20 protein-coding genes are annotated in these 19,064 nt (G+C 67.7%); 7 read left to right on the forward strand and 13 right to left on the reverse strand.

What is annotated here, in order from left to right; all coding sequences use genetic code 11:
• Positions 1-34 precede the first annotated feature (34 nt).
• The 6 genes from lptD to FJU31_RS02725 are packed head-to-tail and all read left to right on the forward strand — an operon-like array spanning position 35 to position 7,071.
• A complete protein-coding gene (lptD, locus tag FJU31_RS02700) occupies positions 35-2,536 on the forward strand; it encodes an LPS-assembly protein LptD (protein WP_188115435.1) in 2,502 nt (833 codons plus the stop codon).
• On the forward strand, positions 2,533-3,876 hold the full coding sequence (locus tag FJU31_RS02705; protein WP_150453369.1) for a peptidylprolyl isomerase: 1,344 nt from the start codon (positions 2,533-2,535) through the stop codon (positions 3,874-3,876). The genes lptD and FJU31_RS02705 overlap by 4 nt, the downstream gene beginning before the upstream one ends.
• A 3-nt stretch (positions 3,877-3,879) precedes the next feature.
• Positions 3,880-4,860 (forward strand): 4-hydroxythreonine-4-phosphate dehydrogenase PdxA, encoded by a 981-nt coding sequence (gene pdxA / locus FJU31_RS02710; RefSeq protein ID WP_150453370.1) that lies wholly within the window; start codon positions 3,880-3,882, stop codon positions 4,858-4,860.
• On the forward strand, positions 4,857-5,660 hold the full coding sequence (rsmA, locus tag FJU31_RS02715; RefSeq protein WP_108767798.1) for a 16S rRNA (adenine(1518)-N(6)/adenine(1519)-N(6))-dimethyltransferase RsmA: 804 nt from the start codon (positions 4,857-4,859) through the stop codon (positions 5,658-5,660). The genes pdxA and rsmA overlap by 4 nt, the downstream gene beginning before the upstream one ends.
• A gap of 13 nt (positions 5,661-5,673) precedes the next feature.
• Complete coding sequence (gene apaG / locus FJU31_RS02720; RefSeq protein ID WP_150453371.1) at positions 5,674-6,057, forward strand: Co2+/Mg2+ efflux protein ApaG; 384 nt, start codon at positions 5,674-5,676, stop codon at positions 6,055-6,057.
• 15 nt (positions 6,058-6,072) lie between these two features.
• Positions 6,073-7,071: a symmetrical bis(5'-nucleosyl)-tetraphosphatase gene (locus FJU31_RS02725; RefSeq protein WP_150453372.1), complete on the forward strand. Its 999-nt coding sequence runs from the start codon at positions 6,073-6,075 to the stop codon at positions 7,069-7,071.
• Positions 7,072-7,175: 104 nt separating this feature from the next.
• Here the strand turns inward: FJU31_RS02725 and FJU31_RS02730 are convergent, their stop codons facing one another.
• The 10 genes from FJU31_RS02730 to FJU31_RS02775 form a co-directional block, all read right to left on the reverse strand.
• Entirely contained in the window at positions 7,176-7,667 is a 492-nt protein-coding gene (locus tag FJU31_RS02730) for a dihydrofolate reductase (protein WP_150453373.1), read from the reverse strand.
• Positions 7,668-7,679: 12 nt separating this feature from the next.
• Complete coding sequence (locus FJU31_RS02735) at positions 7,680-8,240, reverse strand: hypothetical protein (RefSeq protein WP_150453374.1); 561 nt, start codon at positions 8,238-8,240, stop codon at positions 7,680-7,682.
• An 8-nt stretch (positions 8,241-8,248) separates the two neighbouring features.
• Positions 8,249-9,043 (reverse strand): thymidylate synthase, encoded by a 795-nt coding sequence (locus FJU31_RS02740; RefSeq protein ID WP_150453375.1) that lies wholly within the window; start codon positions 9,041-9,043, stop codon positions 8,249-8,251.
• Positions 9,040-9,927: a prolipoprotein diacylglyceryl transferase gene (gene lgt, locus FJU31_RS02745; protein ID WP_150453376.1), complete on the reverse strand. Its 888-nt coding sequence runs from the start codon at positions 9,925-9,927 to the stop codon at positions 9,040-9,042. Before lgt ends, FJU31_RS02740 begins: the two co-directional genes overlap by 4 nt.
• Positions 9,928-9,963: 36 nt before the next feature.
• Positions 9,964-10,458 (reverse strand): TPM domain-containing protein, encoded by a 495-nt coding sequence (locus FJU31_RS02750; protein ID WP_150453377.1) that lies wholly within the window; start codon positions 10,456-10,458, stop codon positions 9,964-9,966.
• A complete protein-coding gene (locus FJU31_RS02755) occupies positions 10,458-11,351 on the reverse strand; it encodes a TPM domain-containing protein (RefSeq protein ID WP_150453378.1) in 894 nt (297 codons plus the stop codon). The genes FJU31_RS02750 and FJU31_RS02755 overlap by 1 nt, the downstream gene beginning before the upstream one ends.
• 3 nt (positions 11,352-11,354) lie before the next feature.
• Positions 11,355-11,975 carry a LemA family protein gene (locus FJU31_RS02760; protein WP_150453379.1) on the reverse strand — a complete coding sequence of 207 codons (621 nt, stop codon included), beginning with the start codon at positions 11,973-11,975 and terminating at the stop codon, positions 11,355-11,357.
• A 520-nt stretch (positions 11,976-12,495) separates the two neighbouring features.
• Positions 12,496-13,656 (reverse strand): MFS transporter, encoded by a 1,161-nt coding sequence (locus FJU31_RS02765; RefSeq protein ID WP_150453380.1) that lies wholly within the window; start codon positions 13,654-13,656, stop codon positions 12,496-12,498.
• A gap of 243 nt (positions 13,657-13,899) precedes the next feature.
• On the reverse strand, positions 13,900-14,649 hold the full coding sequence (locus tag FJU31_RS02770; RefSeq protein WP_108767789.1) for a TerC family protein: 750 nt from the start codon (positions 14,647-14,649) through the stop codon (positions 13,900-13,902).
• 33 nt (positions 14,650-14,682) lie between these two features.
• Complete coding sequence (locus FJU31_RS02775) at positions 14,683-15,078, reverse strand: diacylglycerol kinase (RefSeq protein WP_150453381.1); 396 nt, start codon at positions 15,076-15,078, stop codon at positions 14,683-14,685.
• 213 nt (positions 15,079-15,291) lie between these two features.
• Here FJU31_RS02775 and FJU31_RS02780 point away from each other — a divergent pair, with 213 nt between their 5' ends.
• Positions 15,292-15,993: an SGNH/GDSL hydrolase family protein gene (locus FJU31_RS02780; RefSeq protein ID WP_150453382.1), complete on the forward strand. Its 702-nt coding sequence runs from the start codon at positions 15,292-15,294 to the stop codon at positions 15,991-15,993.
• 147 nt (positions 15,994-16,140) lie between these two features.
• Here FJU31_RS02780 and FJU31_RS02785 read toward each other — a convergent pair whose 3' ends face one another.
• The 3 genes from FJU31_RS02785 to FJU31_RS02795 all read right to left on the reverse strand — a co-directional run bounded on the left by FJU31_RS02785 (position 16,141) and on the right by FJU31_RS02795 (position 19,008).
• Positions 16,141-17,412 (reverse strand): sensor histidine kinase, encoded by a 1,272-nt coding sequence (locus FJU31_RS02785; protein ID WP_150453383.1) that lies wholly within the window; start codon positions 17,410-17,412, stop codon positions 16,141-16,143.
• Between the two features lie 150 nt (positions 17,413-17,562).
• Positions 17,563-18,276 carry a response regulator transcription factor gene (locus FJU31_RS02790; protein ID WP_002811889.1) on the reverse strand — a complete coding sequence of 238 codons (714 nt, stop codon included), beginning with the start codon at positions 18,274-18,276 and terminating at the stop codon, positions 17,563-17,565.
• Between the two features lie 87 nt (positions 18,277-18,363).
• A complete protein-coding gene (locus FJU31_RS02795) occupies positions 18,364-19,008 on the reverse strand; it encodes an arylesterase (RefSeq protein ID WP_150453384.1) in 645 nt (214 codons plus the stop codon).
• Between the last annotated feature and the right edge of the window lie 56 nt (positions 19,009-19,064).

A 19,064-nucleotide genomic window follows, 5' to 3' on the forward strand; every position in this document is an offset into this window, starting at 1 on the left:
ATCTACCGTCCGTTTTCGCCCGAATCCGAACCGCGTGCGCCGAGCCCTCCGCCTGCTTCCCCTGCCCCTGAGCATCGCCGTCTGCCTTCCGGCGATGGCCGATGACAAGCCGCTCAACTGGGGCCTGTGCCCGGCAACCGAGGTCATTCCTGCCTTCACCGATGCCCCAACCCCGGTGCCCGGGCAGGACAAGGCCGCCGCCAGCGCCGAGCGCGAGCAGCAGCCCACCGACATCGAGGGTGACCAGCTGCTGGGCACCACCACGGTGCCGCAGTACCAGGGCAACGTGGCGCTGCGCCGTGGCGACCAGTTCGTCGGTACCGACAAGCTCAGCTTCGACACCGAAAGTGGCAACTACATCGCCGACGGCAATGTGCGCTACCAGGACGGGTCGATCCGCATGGTCGCCAAGCGTGCCGAGGGCAATCAGGAAAGCGACACCCACAAGATCACCGACATCCAGTACCAGCTGGTGTCGCGCCGTGGCAACGGCGATGCCGAATCGGTCGACCTGCAGGGCGCCGTCGGCCAGATGCACCGCTCGACCTACACCACCTGCGATCCCTCGCAGCCGGTGTGGAAGCTGTCGGCGCCGGAAATCGAAGTGGACAACGACGAGGGCTTCGGCACCGCCCGGAATGCCGTGCTGCGCATCGGCAAGGTCCCCGTGCTGTGGGCGCCTTACTTCAAGTTCCCGATCGACGACCGGCGCAAGACCGGCCTGCTGTTCCCGCAGCTGGGCATGTCCGGCCGCAACGGCTTCGACTACGCCCAGCCGATCTACCTGAACCTGGCGCCGAACTACGACGACACGCTGACGCCGCGCTACATGAGCAGCCGTGGCCTGATGCTCGACAACGAGTTCCGCTACCTCTACAACGGCGGCCGCGGCGAGCTGCTGACCGCCTACATGCCCAGCGACGAGCTGCGCGATCGCGACCGCAGCCGGGTGATGTTCAACGGTTACCACAACGTGGACAGCCACTGGCAGGCCCGCGCCAACCTGGCCTGGGTCAGTGACGAGCGCTACATCGAGGATTTCGCCAACCGCTTGGTCGGCGTTACCGCGTCCAACCTGCAGAGCACCATCGGCCTGTACGGCACCGGCCAGAACTGGACGGCCGGCATCATGGCCGACCGCTGGCAGCTGACCGATTACACGTTGAACGAGAGCGCCCTGGCCTACAACCGCCAGCCGCGGCTGTACTTCAACTGGGACAAGTCGCTGCTGCCATGGCTGGAGACCGGCGTCTACGCCGAAGCCGTGCGCTTCACCCACGATGACATCAACTTCAAGTACGACGCCAGCGCCGGCGAAGACCTGCAGTACACCCGCAACGGCCTGCGCCAGACCGACGGCATCGGTGTCAGCGGTGGCTCGCGCCTGGACCTGAAGCCGTACGTTTCGTTCCCGATCAGCGGCGCCGCCTGGTATGTCACCCCGACCCTGGCCTACCGCTACACCGCCTATCAGCTGGACCGCGGCCTGGTGGACGGCGTCAACGGCATCCGTGGCCAGATCCTGCGCTCGCAGGGCATCGACCCGACCACTGCAACACCCGAGCAACTGCGCGGCAACACCTCGCCCAGCCGCAGCATGCCGATCGCCAGCCTCGATGCCGGCCTGTTCTTCGACCGCGACACAAAGATCGGCGGCAAGTCCTTCCTGCAGACCCTGGAGCCGCGCCTGTTCTACCTGCGCACGCCCTACCGCAACCAGGACGAACTGCCCGTATTCGATACGCGTGACTTCACCTTCAGCTGGGGCCAGCTGTTCCGCGATTCGCGCTATACCGGCGCCGACCGCCAGAACGATGCCAACCAGCTGACCTTGGCACTGAGCACCCGCTTCATCGACCAGACCACGGGCAAGGAACGCTTCTCGGCCTCGATCGGCCAGATCCAGTACTTCGACGAATCGCGGGTGACCGTGACCCCGGGCGGCGCCCCGGTGGAGAAGGGCAAGTCGGCCTGGATCGCCGATTCGAACTACATGATCAACGACCGCTGGACCCTCGGCGCCACCTACCAGTGGGACCCGAAGTACAAGCGTGAGGATCTGGCCAGCGTCCGCGCCCGCTACCTGATGTCCAACGACGGCGTGGTCAACCTGAGCTACCGCTACCGCATCAACGCCGGTGCAGCGGCCAATGCCACCAAGGAAGAGCGCACCCTGCTTGAACAGGCCGACCTGTCGTTCCTGTACCCGCTGAACGAGCGCTGGAGCCTGGTGGGCCGCTATTACTACTCCATCCAGGACAGCAAGCCGCTGGAAATCATCGGTGGCGTGCAGTGGGACAGCTGCTGCCTGGCCGTGCGCGCCGTCGCCCGCCGCTACGTGCGCAACCGCGAGGGTGATCTGAACAACTCCATCCAGCTCGAGTTCGTGCTCAAGGGCCTGAGCTCGCTGGGCCAGGACACGGACCGCACCTTGCGCCGTGCTATCCTCGGGTACAACCGCGACGACCTCTATCTCGTGCCCCCCAGCAACACCGGGGCGACCCGGGACGACTACGATCCAAACCAGATCCCATGACCAAGAGCTTCCCCGTCCTACTCGCTTCGCTGCTGGCCGTGTCCAGCGTGTCCGCCCCCTTCCAGGTCATCGCCCAGGAGGCCCAGCCGCTGGACCGCATTGCAGCCATCGTCGATGAGGACGTGGTGCTGCAGAGCGAACTGCAGCGCGCGATCGTCAACATCAAGGCCCAGTACGCCGGTCGTGAGAACCAGCTGCCGCCCGATGACGTGCTCAGCCGCCAAGTGCTCGAGCGCCTGGTGCTGGTCAAGCTGCAGGTCGCCCGCGCCCAGAGCAGCGGCATCCGCATCAGCGACCAGGAACTGAATCAGGCGATGAACTCGATCGCCCAGCAGAACGGTTCCAACCTGGACGCCCTGCGCCAGCGCCTGGCCAGCGACGGCATCGATTTCGCCGATTTCCGCGCCTCGGTGCGTGACGAGATCACCGTGCAGCGCCTGCGCCAGAGCTTCGCCCAGAGCCGCATCAGCGTCAGCGAAGGCGAGGTCGATGCTGCCCTGAAGCAGCAGGCCACCGTCGGCAACCAGTACCACCTGGCGCACATCCTGGTGGCCCTGCCCGACGGCGCCACTGCCGAACAGATCTCCACCGGCCAGAAGAAGGCCGATGGGGTGAAGGCACTGCTGGACAAGGGCGAGCTGGACTTCAACGCCGCCGCCGTCCGCTATTCCGACAGCCCCAACGCGCTGGAAGGCGGCGATCTGGGCTGGCGCAGCCTGGATGAGATCCCGGCCGCCTTCGCGCAGATGATGCAGCAGATGAAGGCCGGCGACGTGGTCGGCCCGATCCGTGGCCCGAGCGGCTTCCAGCTGCTGAAGCTGGTCGAAGTGCGTGATGCCAACGCCGCCACCGGCGACCACACCGTCACCGAGTACCACGGTCGCCACATCCTGGTGCGCGTGGACGACAACCAGACCGACGCGGCCGCCAAGGCCAAGATCGACACCCTGCGTGCCCGCATTGCCGGTGGTGCCGACTTCCAGGCCGTGGCCAAGGAATCGTCGGAAGACAACAACAGCAAGGGCCAGGGCGGCGATCTGGGCTGGTTCCCGGCCGATGCCTTCGGTCCGGCGTTCGGCCAGCAGATCGAAGGCATCCAGGACGGAGGCGTCAGCCAGCCGTTCCGTACCGATGCCGGCTGGCACATCGTGCAGCGCGTTGCCACGCGCCAGACCGACGTGACCAGCGACAACCAGCGTGCACAGGTCCGCGAGACGATCGGCCGCCGCAAGCTGGAAGACGAATACAACCGCTTCCTGCAGGAACTGCGCGGCGAAGCCTACGTCAGCTTCCGCAGTGGCGACCGCGCAGAAAACACCGCGACGCCGCAGCAGCCCTGACCGATGCGCCCCGAGCTCGCTCTGGTACCGGGCGAGCCGGCGGGGATCGGCCCGGAGCTGTGCGTCCGCCTTGTCCAGCAGTCGCGCGATGATTGCCGGCTGCTGGCCTTCGCCGACCCGGATACCCTGCGCGCGGCTGCGGCCGCGCTGAAGCTGCCCCTGCAGCTGCTGCCCGAGGATGCCGAGGCCCGCCTGCCCGGCGACCTGCGCCTGCGCCCCCTCGGCAACTCCACCCCCAGCCACTTCGGCCAGACCGATCCCGCCAATGCGGGCGCGGTGATTGGTGCGTTGCTGGCGGCCGGCCAGGCCTGCCTGTCCGGCGAACTGCAGGGCGTGATAACCGGCCCGGTGCACAAGGCGGTGATCAACCAGGGCGGCATCGCCTACAGCGGCACCACCGAACTGCTGGCCGACCAGGCCGGGGTGAAGGTAGTGATGATGCTGGCCAACGACATCGTGCGCGTGGCCCTGGCCACCACCCACCTGCCGCTGCGCGAGGTGGCCGATGCGATCACCGCGCCCAGCCTGGAACACACCCTGCGCACCGTGCATGCCGCGCTGCGCCGCGAGTTCGGCCTGCCTGCGCCGCGCATCGCCGTGCTCGGGCTGAACCCGCATGCCGGCGAAGACGGCCACCTCGGCCGTGAGGAGCTGGACCTGGTCATCCCCCTGCTGCAGCGCCTGCGCGCGGAGGGCATGGACCTGGTCGGGCCGCTGCCGGCCGATACCGCCTTCCTGCCGGCCAAGCTGGCCGGCTTCGACACCGTGCTGGCCATGTACCACGACCAGGGCCTGCCGGTGCTGAAGTATTCCGGCTTCGAACAGGCCGTGAACCTGACCTTGGGCCTGCCCTACCCGCGCGTGGCCGTCGACCACGGCACCGCTTTGGAGCTGGCCGGAAGTGGCATCGCTGATCCTTCCAGCCTGCAGGCCGCAACGGCGCTGTGTGCGCGGCTGGCCCGGCAACGTACACTGAGCGCATGAATTCCCCGCATTCCCCCTCCGGCCCGGTGTTCACCGCCCCGGCCAAGAAGCAGCTTGGCCAGCATTTCCTGGCCGACCGCCACTACATCGACAAGATCGTGATGGCGGTCAATCCCAAGGACGGTGACCGTCTGGTCGAGATCGGCCCCGGCCAGGGCGCGATCACCCTGCCCCTGCTGCGCGTGCACCCGACGCTGACGGTGATCGAGTTCGACCGCGACCTGATCGCGCCGCTCACCGCCGCCGCCGAACCGCTGGGCGATCTGACCATCGTCCAGGGCGACGTGCTGCGCGTGGATTTCACCGCGCTGGCCGCCGGCGAGCCGATCCGCCTGGTCGGCAACCTGCCCTACAACATCTCCTCGCCCATCCTGTTCCACGCGCTGGAGCACGCCGCGGTCGTCCGCGACATGCACTTCATGCTGCAGAAGGAAGTGGTGGACCGCATGGCTGCCGGCCCGGGCAGCAAGGTCTATGGCCGCCTCAGCGTGATGCTGCAGGCCTACTGCCAGGTGACCTCGCTGTTCGTGGTGCCGCCGGGCGCGTTCCGGCCGCCGCCGAAGGTCGATTCGGCCGTGGTGCGGCTGGTGCCGCGTGACCCGGCCAGCGTCAACATCAACGACCACAAGCGCTTTGCCGACGTGGTCAAGGCCGCCTTCGGGCAGCGCCGCAAGACCCTGCGCAATGCGCTCAACAACGTCGTCACGGCCGAGCAGTTCGCGGCCGCCGGCGTGCGCCCCGATGCCCGTGCAGAACAGCTGGATGTGGCTGAATTCATCGCTTTGGCCAATGCCACCTGATTACACTGCCGGTATGGAAGACGCTGACGTTTACGCCATTACTGTCGAGGTTGCTCCGCGCTTCCTCGACGACCAATCCGCGCCGGAAGACGGCCGCTATGCGTTCGCCTACACGATCCGCATCCACAACCAGGGGCGCGTTGCCGCGCGCCTGGTCGCCCGCCACTGGCGCATCACCGATGCCAACGGCCGCGTCGAGCATGTCGATGGCGACGGGGTGATCGGCGAGCAGCCGCGCCTGCGCCCGGGTGAAGACTTCCGTTACACCTCGGGTGTCATGCTCGGGACCGAACACGGGACCATGCAGGGCCACTACGACATGGTTGCCGATGACGGCACCGAATTCGCCGCGCCGGTCGCACCTTTCGTGCTGGCCGTGCCGCGTACCCTGCACTGACACGGAGGCCGGACGATGAGTGTATGGGCGATCGGCGACCTGCAGGGCTGCTACGACGTTACCCAGCGACTGCTGGAGAAGATCCGCTTCGACCCGGCGCAGGACACCCTATGGTTCTGCGGCGACCTGGTGAACCGCGGCGGACAGTCGCTGGAAACCCTGCGCCTGGTGTATTCGCTGCGCGAGCACAGCGTGGTGGTGCTGGGCAACCATGACCTCTCGCTGCTGGCCGTCGGTGCGCGCACCGAAGAGGAACAGCGCAAGGTCAACCCGGACCTGCTGCGCATCGTGCAGGCCGAGGACCGCGACGAGCTGCTGGACTGGCTGCGCCTGCAGAAGCTGGTGCACGTGGACCGCGAGCTGGGCTGGATGATGGTGCATGCCGGTCTGGCGCCGAAGTGGACCACGCAGATGGCCGAGAAGCACGCTGCCGAGGTGGAAGTGCAGCTGCATGGCGCCGGCTACCGCAAGCTGTTCCGCAACATGTACGGCGACAAGCCGAGCTGGGCACCGAACCTGTCCGGCTACGACCGTTCGCGCGCGATCATCAATGTGCTCACCCGCATGCGCTACTGCACCCCGCGTGGGCGCATCGGCATCGAAGACAAGGGCACGCCGGGCACCCAGGAACAGGGGCTGTATCCCTGGTTCGAAGTACCGGGCCGGGTCGAGCGCGACCTGAAGGTGGTCTGTGGCCACTGGTCGGCGCTGGGCCTGACCATCACCCAGGGCGTGCATGCCATCGACACCGGTGCGGTGTGGGGCGGCAAGCTCACCGCCATCCAGCTCGACACCGACGAACTGCGCGTGGTGCAGGTACCCGGCCGGGATGTGCCGGCACCGGTGGCCAATGCCCGTCCGCCGGCACGACCGGCACGTGAGCGGCCGGCCGCTGCGGCGCAGGACAAGGAAGCGGCCGCAGCACCCGCCGCCAGCCGTGGCCCGCGTCGTCGCCGCCGTCGTGGTGGCGGTGGTGGTGGCGGTAACGGCAACAGCGCACCGCCGCAGGGCTGAGGCCTGTACGGGTAGAGTCGACTGTCAGTCGACTCGCGCGCGCCACGCGCGGTTTTCCGGGAATTGATGGGGAGCAGTCGACCAACGGTCGACTCTACCCAGGGTCAGCGGCGCATGTAGTGCACGAACCGGAACGCGTACGCATGGCGCGCGTCAGCCGGGTGCGGTTCGCTGCTGGTTTCCTGCCAGACGCCCGGGTCGACCTCGGGGAAATGGGTGTCGGCCGGTACTTCGGCATCCACCCAGGTCAGGTACAGGTCGCTGGCCTGGTCGAGCAGCTGGCGGAAGATCTCGCCGCCGCCGATGATGCACAGCTCAGCAGCGCCCTCGCCTTCGGCAATGGCCTTCGCTTCATCCAGCGACGCCACCGCACGCATACCCTCGAACGGCACCTGGCCGCTGCGGGTCAGCACCAGGTTGGTCCGCCCCGGCAGCACGCGGCCGATCGATTCGGCGGTCTTGCGCCCCATCAGGATCGGCTTGCCCAGAGTGAGCGCCTTGAAGTGCTTGAAGTCGTCCGGCAGGTGCCAGGGCATCGCGTTGCCCTGGCCGATGCCACGGTTGCGCTCCAGCGCCACGATCATCGAGAGTTTCATCAAAGCACCCGGTCAGCTGGCATCGATCTGCAGCCGCTGGCAGGCATCCTTCGCCGCCTGCGCGGCCTGGAATGCAGCGGCCAGTGCCGGTGTGGAGGGAGCGCTCTCATCCATCGCAGCAAACACCTTCTGCTTCTGCGCGTCGTCGATCTCCTGCAGGCCCGGCCCGGACATCACCTCCCGATACAGCCCGAAGGCGTCGGTGTCCGCGTCGGCACTCTGCGCAAGGAAAGCCTTCAATTCCTCGGCGGAATAGACCGCCGCGAGCTGCTTGTCCATGGTCGCCAGGTACGCCGGCTCTTCGATGCCCGATCTCACCTGTTCGGCCATTGCCGCGTACAGGGTCGTCACGGCCTCGCCCATCTGCGCCTGGCAACCGGCCGGCGAATCCTTGACCAGGCTCTGCCCGGTGCCGCCGTTCATCGCCTCGGAGATGGCCTGGATCTCTTCCTGCACATGCCGGTGCACGATCTGCGCGTTGACCTGCCGGGCCAGCGCCAGCGCGTCCGCCGGGGCTGCCTGCGCCATGGCCGGCAGCAGGCCCGCCAGCACCAGCAGCGCCGGGGCGGACATACGCCGCCTCATACCGCCACCGGCGCCTTGATCGCCGGGTGCGGGTCGTAGCCATCGATGCGGATGTCGTCGAACTGGAAGCCGAACAGGTCGGTCACCTCCGGGTTCAACCACAGCTTGGGCAGCGCGCGCGGTTCACGCGACAGCTGCTCGCGGGCCTGCTCGTAGTGGTTCGAATACAGGTGCGCATCGCCCAGGGTGTGCACGAAATCGCCCACGCCCAGGCCGGTGGCCTGCGCCACCATGTGGGTCAGCAGGGCGTAGCTGGCGATGTTGAACGGCACGCCGAGGAAAATGTCGCCGCTGCGCTGGTACAGCTGGCAGCTGAGCTTGCCGTCGACCACGTAGAACTGGAACAGGTTGTGGCACGGCATCAGCGCCATCTGCGATAGCTCGCCCACGTTCCAGGCGCTGACCACCAGCCGGCGCGAATCGGGGTTGCGCTTGATCTCGTCCACCAGCCACTGCATCTGGTCGATCTCGCGGCCATCGGCGGTGGCCCAGCTGCGCCACTGCTTGCCGTAGACCGGGCCGAGGTCGCCGTTCTCGTCGGCCCACTCGTCCCAGATGCGCACCTGGTTGTCCTTCAGGTAGCCGATGTTGGTATCGCCCTTCAGGAACCACAGCAGCTCGTGGATGATCGAGCGCAGGTGCAGTTTTTTGGTGGTGACCAGCGGGAAGCCTTCGCTGAGGTCGAAGCGCATCTGCCAGCCGAACACGCTGCGGGTGCCGGTGCCGGTGCGGTCACTCTTCTCGGTGCCGTGCTCGAGCACATGCGACAGCAGGTCGAGGTAGGCCTTCATGCCTTGCCCTCTGCGGCCACCATCGGCTGCGGCTGCAGCACCGGTGCGCGGCGCGACAGGGCCAGCAGCACCAGACCGAAGACGATGAGCGGCACGCACAGGATCTGGCCTTTGGTCAGCCAGCCGAAGGCCATGTAGATGCCGTTGTCGGGCATGCGCACGAACTCGACCGCGAAGCGGAAGATGCCGTACAGCAGCGCGAACAGGCCACCGATCAGGTAGCGGTGGCGCGGCTTTGCCGACACCGCCCACAGCACCACGAACATCACCAGGCCTTCCAGCGCCGCTTCATACAGCTGCGAGGGATGACGGGCGTACTGGTTCAGCGCGCCGGTGGCGAACTGCGCCTGCAGGGTCGCGGTGTCGAGCTGGTTCAGCGGAGCCGGCAGGCCGGACGGAAACACCACGCCCCAGCTGCCATCGGTGTACTTGCCCCACAGCTCGGCGCCGATGAAGTTGCCGATGCGGCCGAAGCCCAGGCCCAGCGGCACCAGCGGCGCCATGAAGTCCATGGTGTCGAAGAAGTGCAGCGCGTGCTTGCGCGACCACCACCAGCAGGCGGCGATGACGCCCAGCAGGCCGCCGTGGAAGCTCATGCCGCCATCCCATACCTTGAACAACAGCAGCGGGTTGTGCAGGAAATCGCCCAGCGCATAGAAAAGCATGTAGCCGATGCGCCCGCCCAGCACCACGCCGAGCATGGCGTAGAACAGCAGGTCGGAGAAACCGTTGGCATCGACGCCCGGCAGGCGGCCCTCGGCGATGCGCTTGCGGCCCAGCAGCCAGGCCGCGGTGAAGCCGAGCAGGTACATGATGCCGTACCAGTGCACCTTGATCGGCCCCAGCGAAAGGGCGATGGGGTCGATGTCGTGGAAATAGATCATGGAAGCTGCCTTGCGGGAGTACGGGTATTTTACGGCTCAACCCAGGATCTGCGGGGTGTCGGGCAGGCCGTCATCATCGGACCGCGTGGCGGCCGGGAAGTGCCCCTCCACCAGCGCGGAGACTTCATCGATGGCGCTGCGCAGCGCCTCGACCGGGTTGGCCCCCCGCAGGCCCTCGCGCAGGTGGGTGCAGACCCGCTGCCACTGCGCCGCGCTGACCCGGCCGTGCAGGCCGCGGTCGGCCACGATCTCGATGGCGTGGTCGGCCAGCAGCAGGTAGATCAGTACGCCATTGTTGCGGTGGGTATCCCAGGTGCGCAGCTGGGCGAAGGCCTGCTCGGCCGCCTGCCGCGGGGTCATGCCCCGCCACAGCGCGTGCAGCGGCAGGTCCGCCTCCACCGCGAACATCACCTGGCCGCCATGGCGTGCCTCGCCGGCGGCAATGGCGTCGGTGATGGCCTGCAGGGTGTCCGGCGGGAAGGCCCGCCGCACCGAGGGCGCGACCACATGACGGAGCAGGCGCCGGATCATCACCAGCCTCCCGAGGCGCCGCCGCCACCGGAGCGGCCACCACCACCGCCCCAGCCACCGCCGCCGCCGCCAAAACCGCCACCACCGCCGAAGCCTCCGCCCCCACCCCAGCTGCCGCCGCCCCAGCCGCCACCACCGGCAAATCGCCCGGGGTGGCCGGACAGCATCGCCACGACCAGGCCGACGATGCCCGCCAAGCCGCTGGCCAGCAGGGTGGAGGTGAACAGGAAGGCGGCCAGCGCCGCGCCGCCGCCGCCAAGCAGGCCACGCAGCGGGCGTGGCACCCGCGAGAACACCCCGCGCAGGATGCTGCCGGCAAACACGCCGATGAACAGCGCCAGGATCCAGGTATCGCCACCACCGTCCGGTTCGTGGCCGCGCTGGCCGCTGACCGGCGCCGGCAGCGGCTCGCCATCGACCAGCTTCACCAGCACGGCGGTGGCGTCGGTGATGCCACCGGCGTAATCGCCGCTGCGGAAGCGCGGCACCAGGTATTCCTGGATGACCCGGTTGGCGATGGCATCGGGAATCGCACCTTCCAGGCCGTAGCCCGGCTCGATGCGCACGCGCCGGTCATCCTTGGCCACCACCAGCAGCACGCCGTCATCCACGCCCTTGCGGCCGATCTGCCACTGGTCGAAGACGCGGGTGGTGTACTGGGCGATGTCCTCGGGCTGGGTGCTGGGCACCACCAGCACCTGCAGCTGGCTGCCCTTGCGCTGCTGCAGGTCCAGTGCCTGCTGCACCAGCGCCTGCTTCTGCGCGGCATCGAGGGTGCCGGTGGTATCGACCACCGGCGAATCCAGCGCGGGAATCGGCGCCAGCGACTGCGCCTGCGACGCCAGCGGCAGCCACAGCAGGAACGCCAGCAGCAGCGCGGTGGCCAGGCGCATGGCTCAGTGCGCCGGCTGCGGTGCCGGCTGCTGCTGCGGCGTGGTGCCGAAGTCGACCACCGGCGCGTTGGAGATCTGCGCTTCGTTCTCCACGCTGAAGTTGGGCTTGGGCTGGTAGCCGAAGATCTTCGCGGTGACCAGCTGCGGGAACGAGCGGATGTAGGTGTTGTAGTCCTGCACCTGCTGGATGTAGCGGCCGCGGGCGACGGTGATGCGGTTCTCGGTGCCTTCCAGCTGCGCCTGCAGGTCGCGGAAATTGGCGTCGGACTTCAGCGTGGGGTAGTTCTCGGTGACCACCAGCAGGCGCGACAGCGCGCTGCCCAGTTCGCCCTGCGCCTGCTGGAACTGCTTGAGCGAGTCCGGGTCATCGGCGTTGACATTGATCTGGCCGACGCGCGAGCGGGCGTTGGTGACTTCGGTCAGTACGCGCTCTTCCTGGCTGGCGAAACCTTTGACGGTCTGCACCAGGTTGGGCACCAGGTCGGCGCGGCGCTTGTACTGGTTGAGCACTTCGGACCAGCTGGCCTTGACCGCCTCATCCTTCTGCTGGATGGCGTTGTAGCCGCAGCCGGAGAGCAGGGAGGCCATCAGCAGCAAGGGCAGGACGCGGGAGAGCAGGCGCATGGCGGGAGTTCCGGGTGGACTGAGCGCCGAGCATGCCATGGTTGGAGTGAAAGATCGGCCATCGGGCGCCGCCCCCTCCGCGGTGGTTCAGTGCGGGATCTCGTGATTGGCCGGAAGGGTGGGTTGGCTGGGGGACGCCGTGAATCCGTCCATGGAGGCTCGGTCGCCGCATCCATGCGGCTCACGCCCCCAGCCAACCCACCCTCCCGACCATGGACGGTTCCCTGGCACCGCGGGAAAGATCAAAAAGAGCAAGAGCAAGAGCAAAAGCAAAAGCCCATGCTCCAGGCATTCGTGCCGACCAATGGTCGGCACCCACCAAAGCAGAACGCCGTTCTGACAGATCGCGGAGGTCTGTCGAAGGCGGGGTGGGTCCGGTTGAGGGGGTCACTTCATGGACGGGTTTACGGCGTCCCCCTCAACCGGACCCACCCCGCCAACCCACGGAAAGCCAGCCTTTGACGTTGACGTGGCTTGCAGCGGGTGCAGGGCTGCAAGCCCTGCCGGAACCCCACCCCCCTCAACAGGCCTCAGCCACCGGCGCGCGCGTCCGCCCCAGCCACGCCAGCAACAACCCCGACACCGCGAGCAACCCACCGGCCACTGGAATCGCCGCATACCCCAGCCCCGCACTGATCACCGCGCCACCCAGCGCCGCACCCACGGCGTTGCCCAGATTGAACGCACCGACATTGATCGACGACGCCAGGCCCGGCGCCTCGCTGGCCACCTGCATCACCCGGATCTGCAGCGGCGGCACCAGGGCAAAGGTCGCCGCACCGAACAGCAGGACACCGAGCGCCGCCGTAGCGTGGCTCATGAAGGCCAGCGGCAGCACGAACATCAGCACCGCCAGCACGGCCAACAGGATGCGCGTGGCGCCATCCAGCGACCAGTCAGCCATGCGCCCGCCGATGCCATTGCCGACGGTGAAGCCGATGCCGATCAGCGCCAGCGACATCGCAATGAATGCATTCGACGCGCCCGTCAGTTCGTTCAGCACCGGCGCCACGTAGGTGTAGAGGGTGAACATCGCACCGGCACCCAGCACCGTGGTGGCCATCGCCAGCAGCACCTGCGGCTGCAGGATCGCGCGAATCTCGCGACGCACGTCCGGGCGCGCATCCTGCGCCGACGCCGGCAGCGCCAGGCCCAATGCGGTGATCGCAACCAGGCCCAGTACCGCCGTGCCGGCGAAGGACAGGCGCCAGCCCAGCTGCTGGCCGACCCAGGTGGCCAGCGGCACGCCACCGATGTTGGCGATGGTCAGGCCCATGAACATGGTGGCCACGGCGGCGGCCTGCTTCTCCTTCGCTACCAGGCTGGCGGCGACCACGGCACCGATGCCGAAGAACGCACCGTGGTTGAGGCTGGTGACCAGGCGTGACAGCAGCAGCAGGCCATAGTTCGGCGCCAGCGCCGACAGCAGGTTGCCGACCACGAAGATCGACATCAGCAGCATCAGCGCGGTGCGCTTGCCGAACCGCCCCATCAACAGGGTCATCGCCGGTGCACCCAGCATCACGCCCACGGCATAGGCGGTAATCAGCATGCCGGCGGAAGGAATGCTCACGCCCACGCCATCGGCGATGACCGGCAACAGGCCCATCGGGGCGAACTCGGTGGTGCCGATGGCGAAGGCGCCGACGGCGAGGGCCAGCAGTGCAGCTCTGGAATTCATGCGGGGTTCCTGTGGGGAGGAAACGGGAAGCTGCGTAGCCTGCGCGCATTGCCGCCGCCGATTAAGCCTTGCCGCGGGAAAACAGTGTTGACCCCGGTTCACAGGTGGGACGGGATTCCGCCGGGCATGGCCCGGCGCTACCGGTGCTGCACGGCCCTTGGTAGCGCCGGGCCATGCCCGGCGAGCGCAGCGGCCCCCATAACGCAGAACCCCCGGCAGTGCCGGGGGTCCTGGGTGGATTTTTTACCAGTTACCGGCGCCCGGCACGTGGTGGTCGCGCGCGCGGCGGCGCATCAGCAGGTTCAGCCATTCCACCAGCACCGAGAAGCCCATCGCGGCGTAGATGTAGGGCTTCGGCACGTGCACGTCCAGGCCGTCCAGGATCAGCACCGCACCGATCAGCAGGATGAAGGCCAGGGCCAGCATCTTCACCGTCGGGTTGGCATCGATGAAGCGGCCCAGCGGGTTGGCGGCCAGCAGCATCACCAGCACCGACAGCAGGATGGCGGCGACCATCACCGGGATGTGGTCGGCGATGCCGACGGCGGTGATCACCGAGTCCAGCGAGAACACGATGTCGATGACCGCGATCTGCGCGATGACGTAGCCGAACACGGCCGAGGCCTTGGTGGTGCTGGGGTCTTCATCTTCGCCACCGGTGATCAGTTCCTTGATCTCCATGAAGCCCTTGATGATCAGGAACAGGCCACCGACGATCAGCACCAGATCGCGGATGGAGATGCCCATGCCGGCCACGGTGAACAGGTTCGCCGCCATGTGCGCCAGATAGGCCAGCGATACCAGCAGGCCGATGCGGGTGATGCAGGCCACGGCGATGCCGAGCTTGCGCGCGAACGGGCGGCGCTCTTCCGGCAGCTTGCTGACGGCGATGGAGATGAACACCAGGTTGTCGATGCCGAGCACGATTTCCAGGGCGCTGAGGGTAAACAGGGTTACCCACGCGTTGGGGTCGGCGAGAAACTCAAAGGACATGGCGACTCTTCAGGACAGTGGGGGAATGGAGGTTCAGGCGTACGTGCCGGCCAGCAGGTGGGGCACCACGACCAGTGCCCAGCACAGCAGCACGTTCATCATCAGCACGAACACCGCTGCCGAGCCCATGTCCTTGGCGCGGCCAGCCAGCTCGTGGATCTCGGCGCCGTAGCGCTCGATCACCGCTTCGATGGCCGAGTTGGCCAGTTCCATCGCCAGCACCAGCAGCATCGAGCCGATCATCAGCGCGCGCTCGACAGGCGTCTGGCCCAGCCACAGCGCCAGCGGGGCCAGCACGACCAGCAGGTAGGCCTCCAGCCGGAACGAGGACTCGTGCAGCCAGGCGGCGCGCAGGCCCTGCCAGGACCAGCGGGCGGCCTGGAAGATGCGGCGCGGGCCGCGGGGCATGTGGCCGAACTGATCAGCCACGAGGGGAACAACCAGCAACAGGGGCGCGGCGCAGCGACCGCTCAGACGCACGGCAGGCAATCATGGGTGCACAGGAATGGGCAGACAGCCCCCATTTTGCCACAAGGGCGGCAGCGGCACCCCGCGGCGGCCTGCCAACGACCCGCCATGGGCAAGCGCAGCACGGCGGCGAACTCCTATGATGGGTGCCCCCTGCCCTTGCTGGAGCCGCTGATGACACTCGCCCGTACCTGTCTGCTGTCGCTCGGATTGCTGACCCTGGCCCCGCTGGCCCAGGCGTTGAGCCCACCGGCCGCGCCGCGCGTGCCCGACCAGGTATCCAACGTGGCCTGGGAAGGCGACATGGCCAGCTTCCTCAAGTCCGACCAGGGCAACCCGCCGCCGCGCGGGGGCATCGAGTTCATCGGCAGTTCCTCGATCCGCTTCTGGGAGAGCCTGGCCCAGGACTTCCCCGGCCAGCCCGTATTCAACCGCGGCTTTGGTGGCTCGGAAGTGCGCGACAGCACCTGGTATGCCGACAAGATCGTGGTGCCCTATGCGCCGTGCAAGGTGTTCTTCTACGCCGGCGACAACGATCTCAACAGCGGCCGCAGCGCCACCCAGGTGCGCGATGACGTGGTGGCCTTCGTGCAGCGCGTGCACCGCGACCTGCCGAAGACCAAGGTGGAATACCTGTCGATCAAGCCCAGCCCGTCGCGCGCGCACCTGCTGCCGGCGATCAACCAGGCCAACGCGATGATCAAGGCCGCCCTGGCCAAGCTGCCCAACGCCGGCTACACCGACATCTACACCCCGATGCTGGGCGCCGATGGCCAGCCGGACGCGAGGCTGTTCCGCGAGGACATGCTGCACATGACCCCGGCCGGCTATGCGATCTGGACCAAGGCCGTGGCACCGAAGGTCAACTGCAACTGAGGTATTGCGGACGCCGGGCATGGCCCGGCGCTTCCGCCCCGCATCCACGCATGGCGTGGATCTACCGGGATGGGGCATGGGGTCAGAGCCCGTTGCGTTGCAACGGGATCCGACCCCGGTAGCGCCGGGCCATGCCCGGCGTCGGGGTCAGCGGAAAACGACCGTCGCTTCGGTGCCCCTGCCGGGCTCGCTGGCGAGGCTGACCTTCCAGCCGAAGCGGTCGCACAGCCGGCGTACGATCGACAGGCCCAGGCCGGTGCCCTGCGGGCGATCCGGCTCGGCGCGGTAGAACGGCTCGAACGCGCGGGCCAGCGCCTCGGCCGACATGCCGATGCCGGTATCGCGCACCACCACCCGGTCAGATTCAACCTGCACATCGATGCGGCCTTCGTCGGTGTAGTTGCAGGCGTTGCGCACCAGGTTGCTGACCACCACCTGCAGCACCCGCGGCGGCGCGTGCAGCTGCACCGGGCCGGCGCTGTGCAGGTGCACCGCCACCGGACGGCTGCCCAGCAGTTCGTTGGCGTTGTCCACTTCGTAGCGGACGATGTCGCTGACATCGAACAGCTCGATCTGCGGCTCGATGTCGGCCTCGCGGGCCAGGATCAGGAACGCATCGATCACCGCCTCCATGTCCCGCCCGGCGCGCTGGATGCGCTGCAGGCTGCGGCGCAGGCGCGGTTCCAGGGTCTCATCGCCCAGCGCCATGTCGCTGGCCACGCGGATCACGGTCAGCGGCGTGCGCAGTTCGTGGCTGGCATCGCGGGTGAAGTTGCGCTCGCGGGCCACATGGTCGGTGACCCGGTTGGCCAGTGAGTGCAGCGCCGCCGCCAGCTGGCGGGTCTCGCCCTGCATGTCGGCCGGCAGCTTGTCCGGCTCCAGGTCAGCCGCCTCGGGATGGCCCGGGTCCCAGCGCGACACGCGCCGCGCCAGCCAGTTCACCGGCGACACCAGGCGCTTGGACGCACGGTAGGTCACCCAGCTGGCGCCGTAGACGGCCAGCAGGGTCAGCAGCACCGGCACGATGCCGAACCAGAACGCCAGCATTTCCGCGCGCGAGCGCAGGAACACCAGGTACAGGCGGCCCTGCGGCCGGGCATCGACCAGCACCAGCTGGTCATCGCCGGGCAGTTCGTGAAAACCGGGTTCCAGCGTGCGCAGGTTGGCCGGCAGCGACAGGCTGGAGCGCCCGCGCTCGAGCAGGTACCCGCGGATGTTCTGGGTATTGGGCGGCGGCTGTGCGGGCGAGGCCTCGTGCAGCGTCCAGTAGTAGGCGGCCTCTTCGCGCAGGGCGGCGCCCACCAGGCTGTGCTTGATCACCAGTGAGACCAGCCATGCGCCCAGCAGGATGCCTACGCTGGCCAGCACTGCCTGCAGGATGAAAGCGATACGGATCTTGCGCGGCAGGCCGTGCGGCATTGCGGGGTCCCGGTTGAAGCGCTGCGATTATAGGCAGCGCGCCGTGCCCTTATCGTGCACGGACGGTGACCGTCGGCACGACAAATGGCCCGTTCCCTGCCCCGCGACCCGGCCGAAACCGGGGCGGGCCTGTTCCTGCGCAGGCACCACTCAGGCCATGGGCTGGGCGATGTCGGCGATGCGGTAACCGGCGCTCTGCACGGTGTGCAGCAGCGGACGGTCGAACGGCTTGTCGATGATCTTGCGCAGGTTGTACAGATGGCTGCGCAGGGTGTCCGAATCCGGCAGCCCGTTGCCCCAGATCTCGCGTTCGATTTCCTGGCGGGTGACCACGCGGGGCGATTCCCGCATCAGGATGGTCAGCAGGCGCAGGCCGATCGGCGAAAGCTGCAGTTCGGTACCGGCGCGGGTGGCCCGCATGCTGACCGGATCGAGCACGAGGTCGGCGACCTTGAGCACTTCCGAACCGACCTGGCGACGTTCGCGGCGGATCAGCGCGCGCAGGCGGGCTTCCAGTTCCTGGATGGCGAACGGCTTGGTCAGGTAGTCATCGGCACCAAACCCCAGGCCGGTGAGCTTGTCGTCCAGCGTGTCGCGCGCGGTGAGCATCAGCACCGGCGTTGACTTGCGGGCATCGTTGCGCAGGCGGCGGCACACTTCGATGCCATCCAGGCGCGGCAGCATCAGGTCCAGCACGACGACGTCGTAGCTGTTTTCAGCGGCCAGACGGTAGCCGTCCAGGCCATCCTGCGCATAGTCCACCTCGAAGCCACGGCCTTCCAGGTATTCGCCGATCATCTCGGAGATGTTGCGGTTGTCCTCGACCACCAGCACCAAGCCGGAAGTCTCCTTCGTCTGACGCATGTGAGTACCTCTGTCTTCAGCTTTGTGAAACATGCCCGATCGACGGTGGACGCGATGTGAAGTTCCGTCAAGACGCCGAAAAAAGTTTTACAGCAGCGGTTTGAGCAGCGGCCAGACGTTGTCCATCACCTTCGGCTGGGCCTGCGCGGTGGGGTGCAGGCCGTCGGCCTGCATCAACCCCGGCTGCAGGGCCACGCCCTCCAGCAGGAACGGCAGCAGCGGCACCTGGTATTTGTCGGCCAGCGCGCGGTAAGCGGCGGCCAGGCGCTGGCGGTAGGCCGGGCCGTAGTTGGGCGGCACGTCGATGCCCAGCAGCAGCACCTTGGCGCCGGCGGCGCGGCTGGCCAGCAGCATCTTCTCCAGGTTGCCCTGCACCTGCGCCGGTGTCAGCCCGCGCAGGGCATCGTTGCCGCCCAGCGCGATGACCACCACCGTGGGTTTCTCCTTGGCCAGCAGGCCCGGCAGGCGGGTCATCGCGCCGGCGGTGGTTTCCCCGCTCATGCTGGCGTTAACGATGCGAGGCGGGTTTTTCGACTGCTGCCTGACCCGCTTGTCCAGCAGGCTGACCCAGCCTGCGTCGGCCGGGATATTGTGGGCAGCACTGAGGCTGTCACCGAGCACCAGCACCGTGCCGGCCGGACCTTTGGCACACGCCAGCCCGGACCACAGCAGCAACCCTAGCAGCAGCACCATCATCGTGCCGGCTTGCCGGCTCCACCCTGTAATGCGCATTGGAGTTTCCTCATCGACAGCCTGTCCCCCCGCAGCGCGCCCGTCGCCATCGCCGT

The organism is Stenotrophomonas cyclobalanopsidis (assembly GCF_008710035.1).
Classification (GTDB): domain Bacteria; phylum Pseudomonadota; class Gammaproteobacteria; order Xanthomonadales; family Xanthomonadaceae; genus Stenotrophomonas; species Stenotrophomonas cyclobalanopsidis.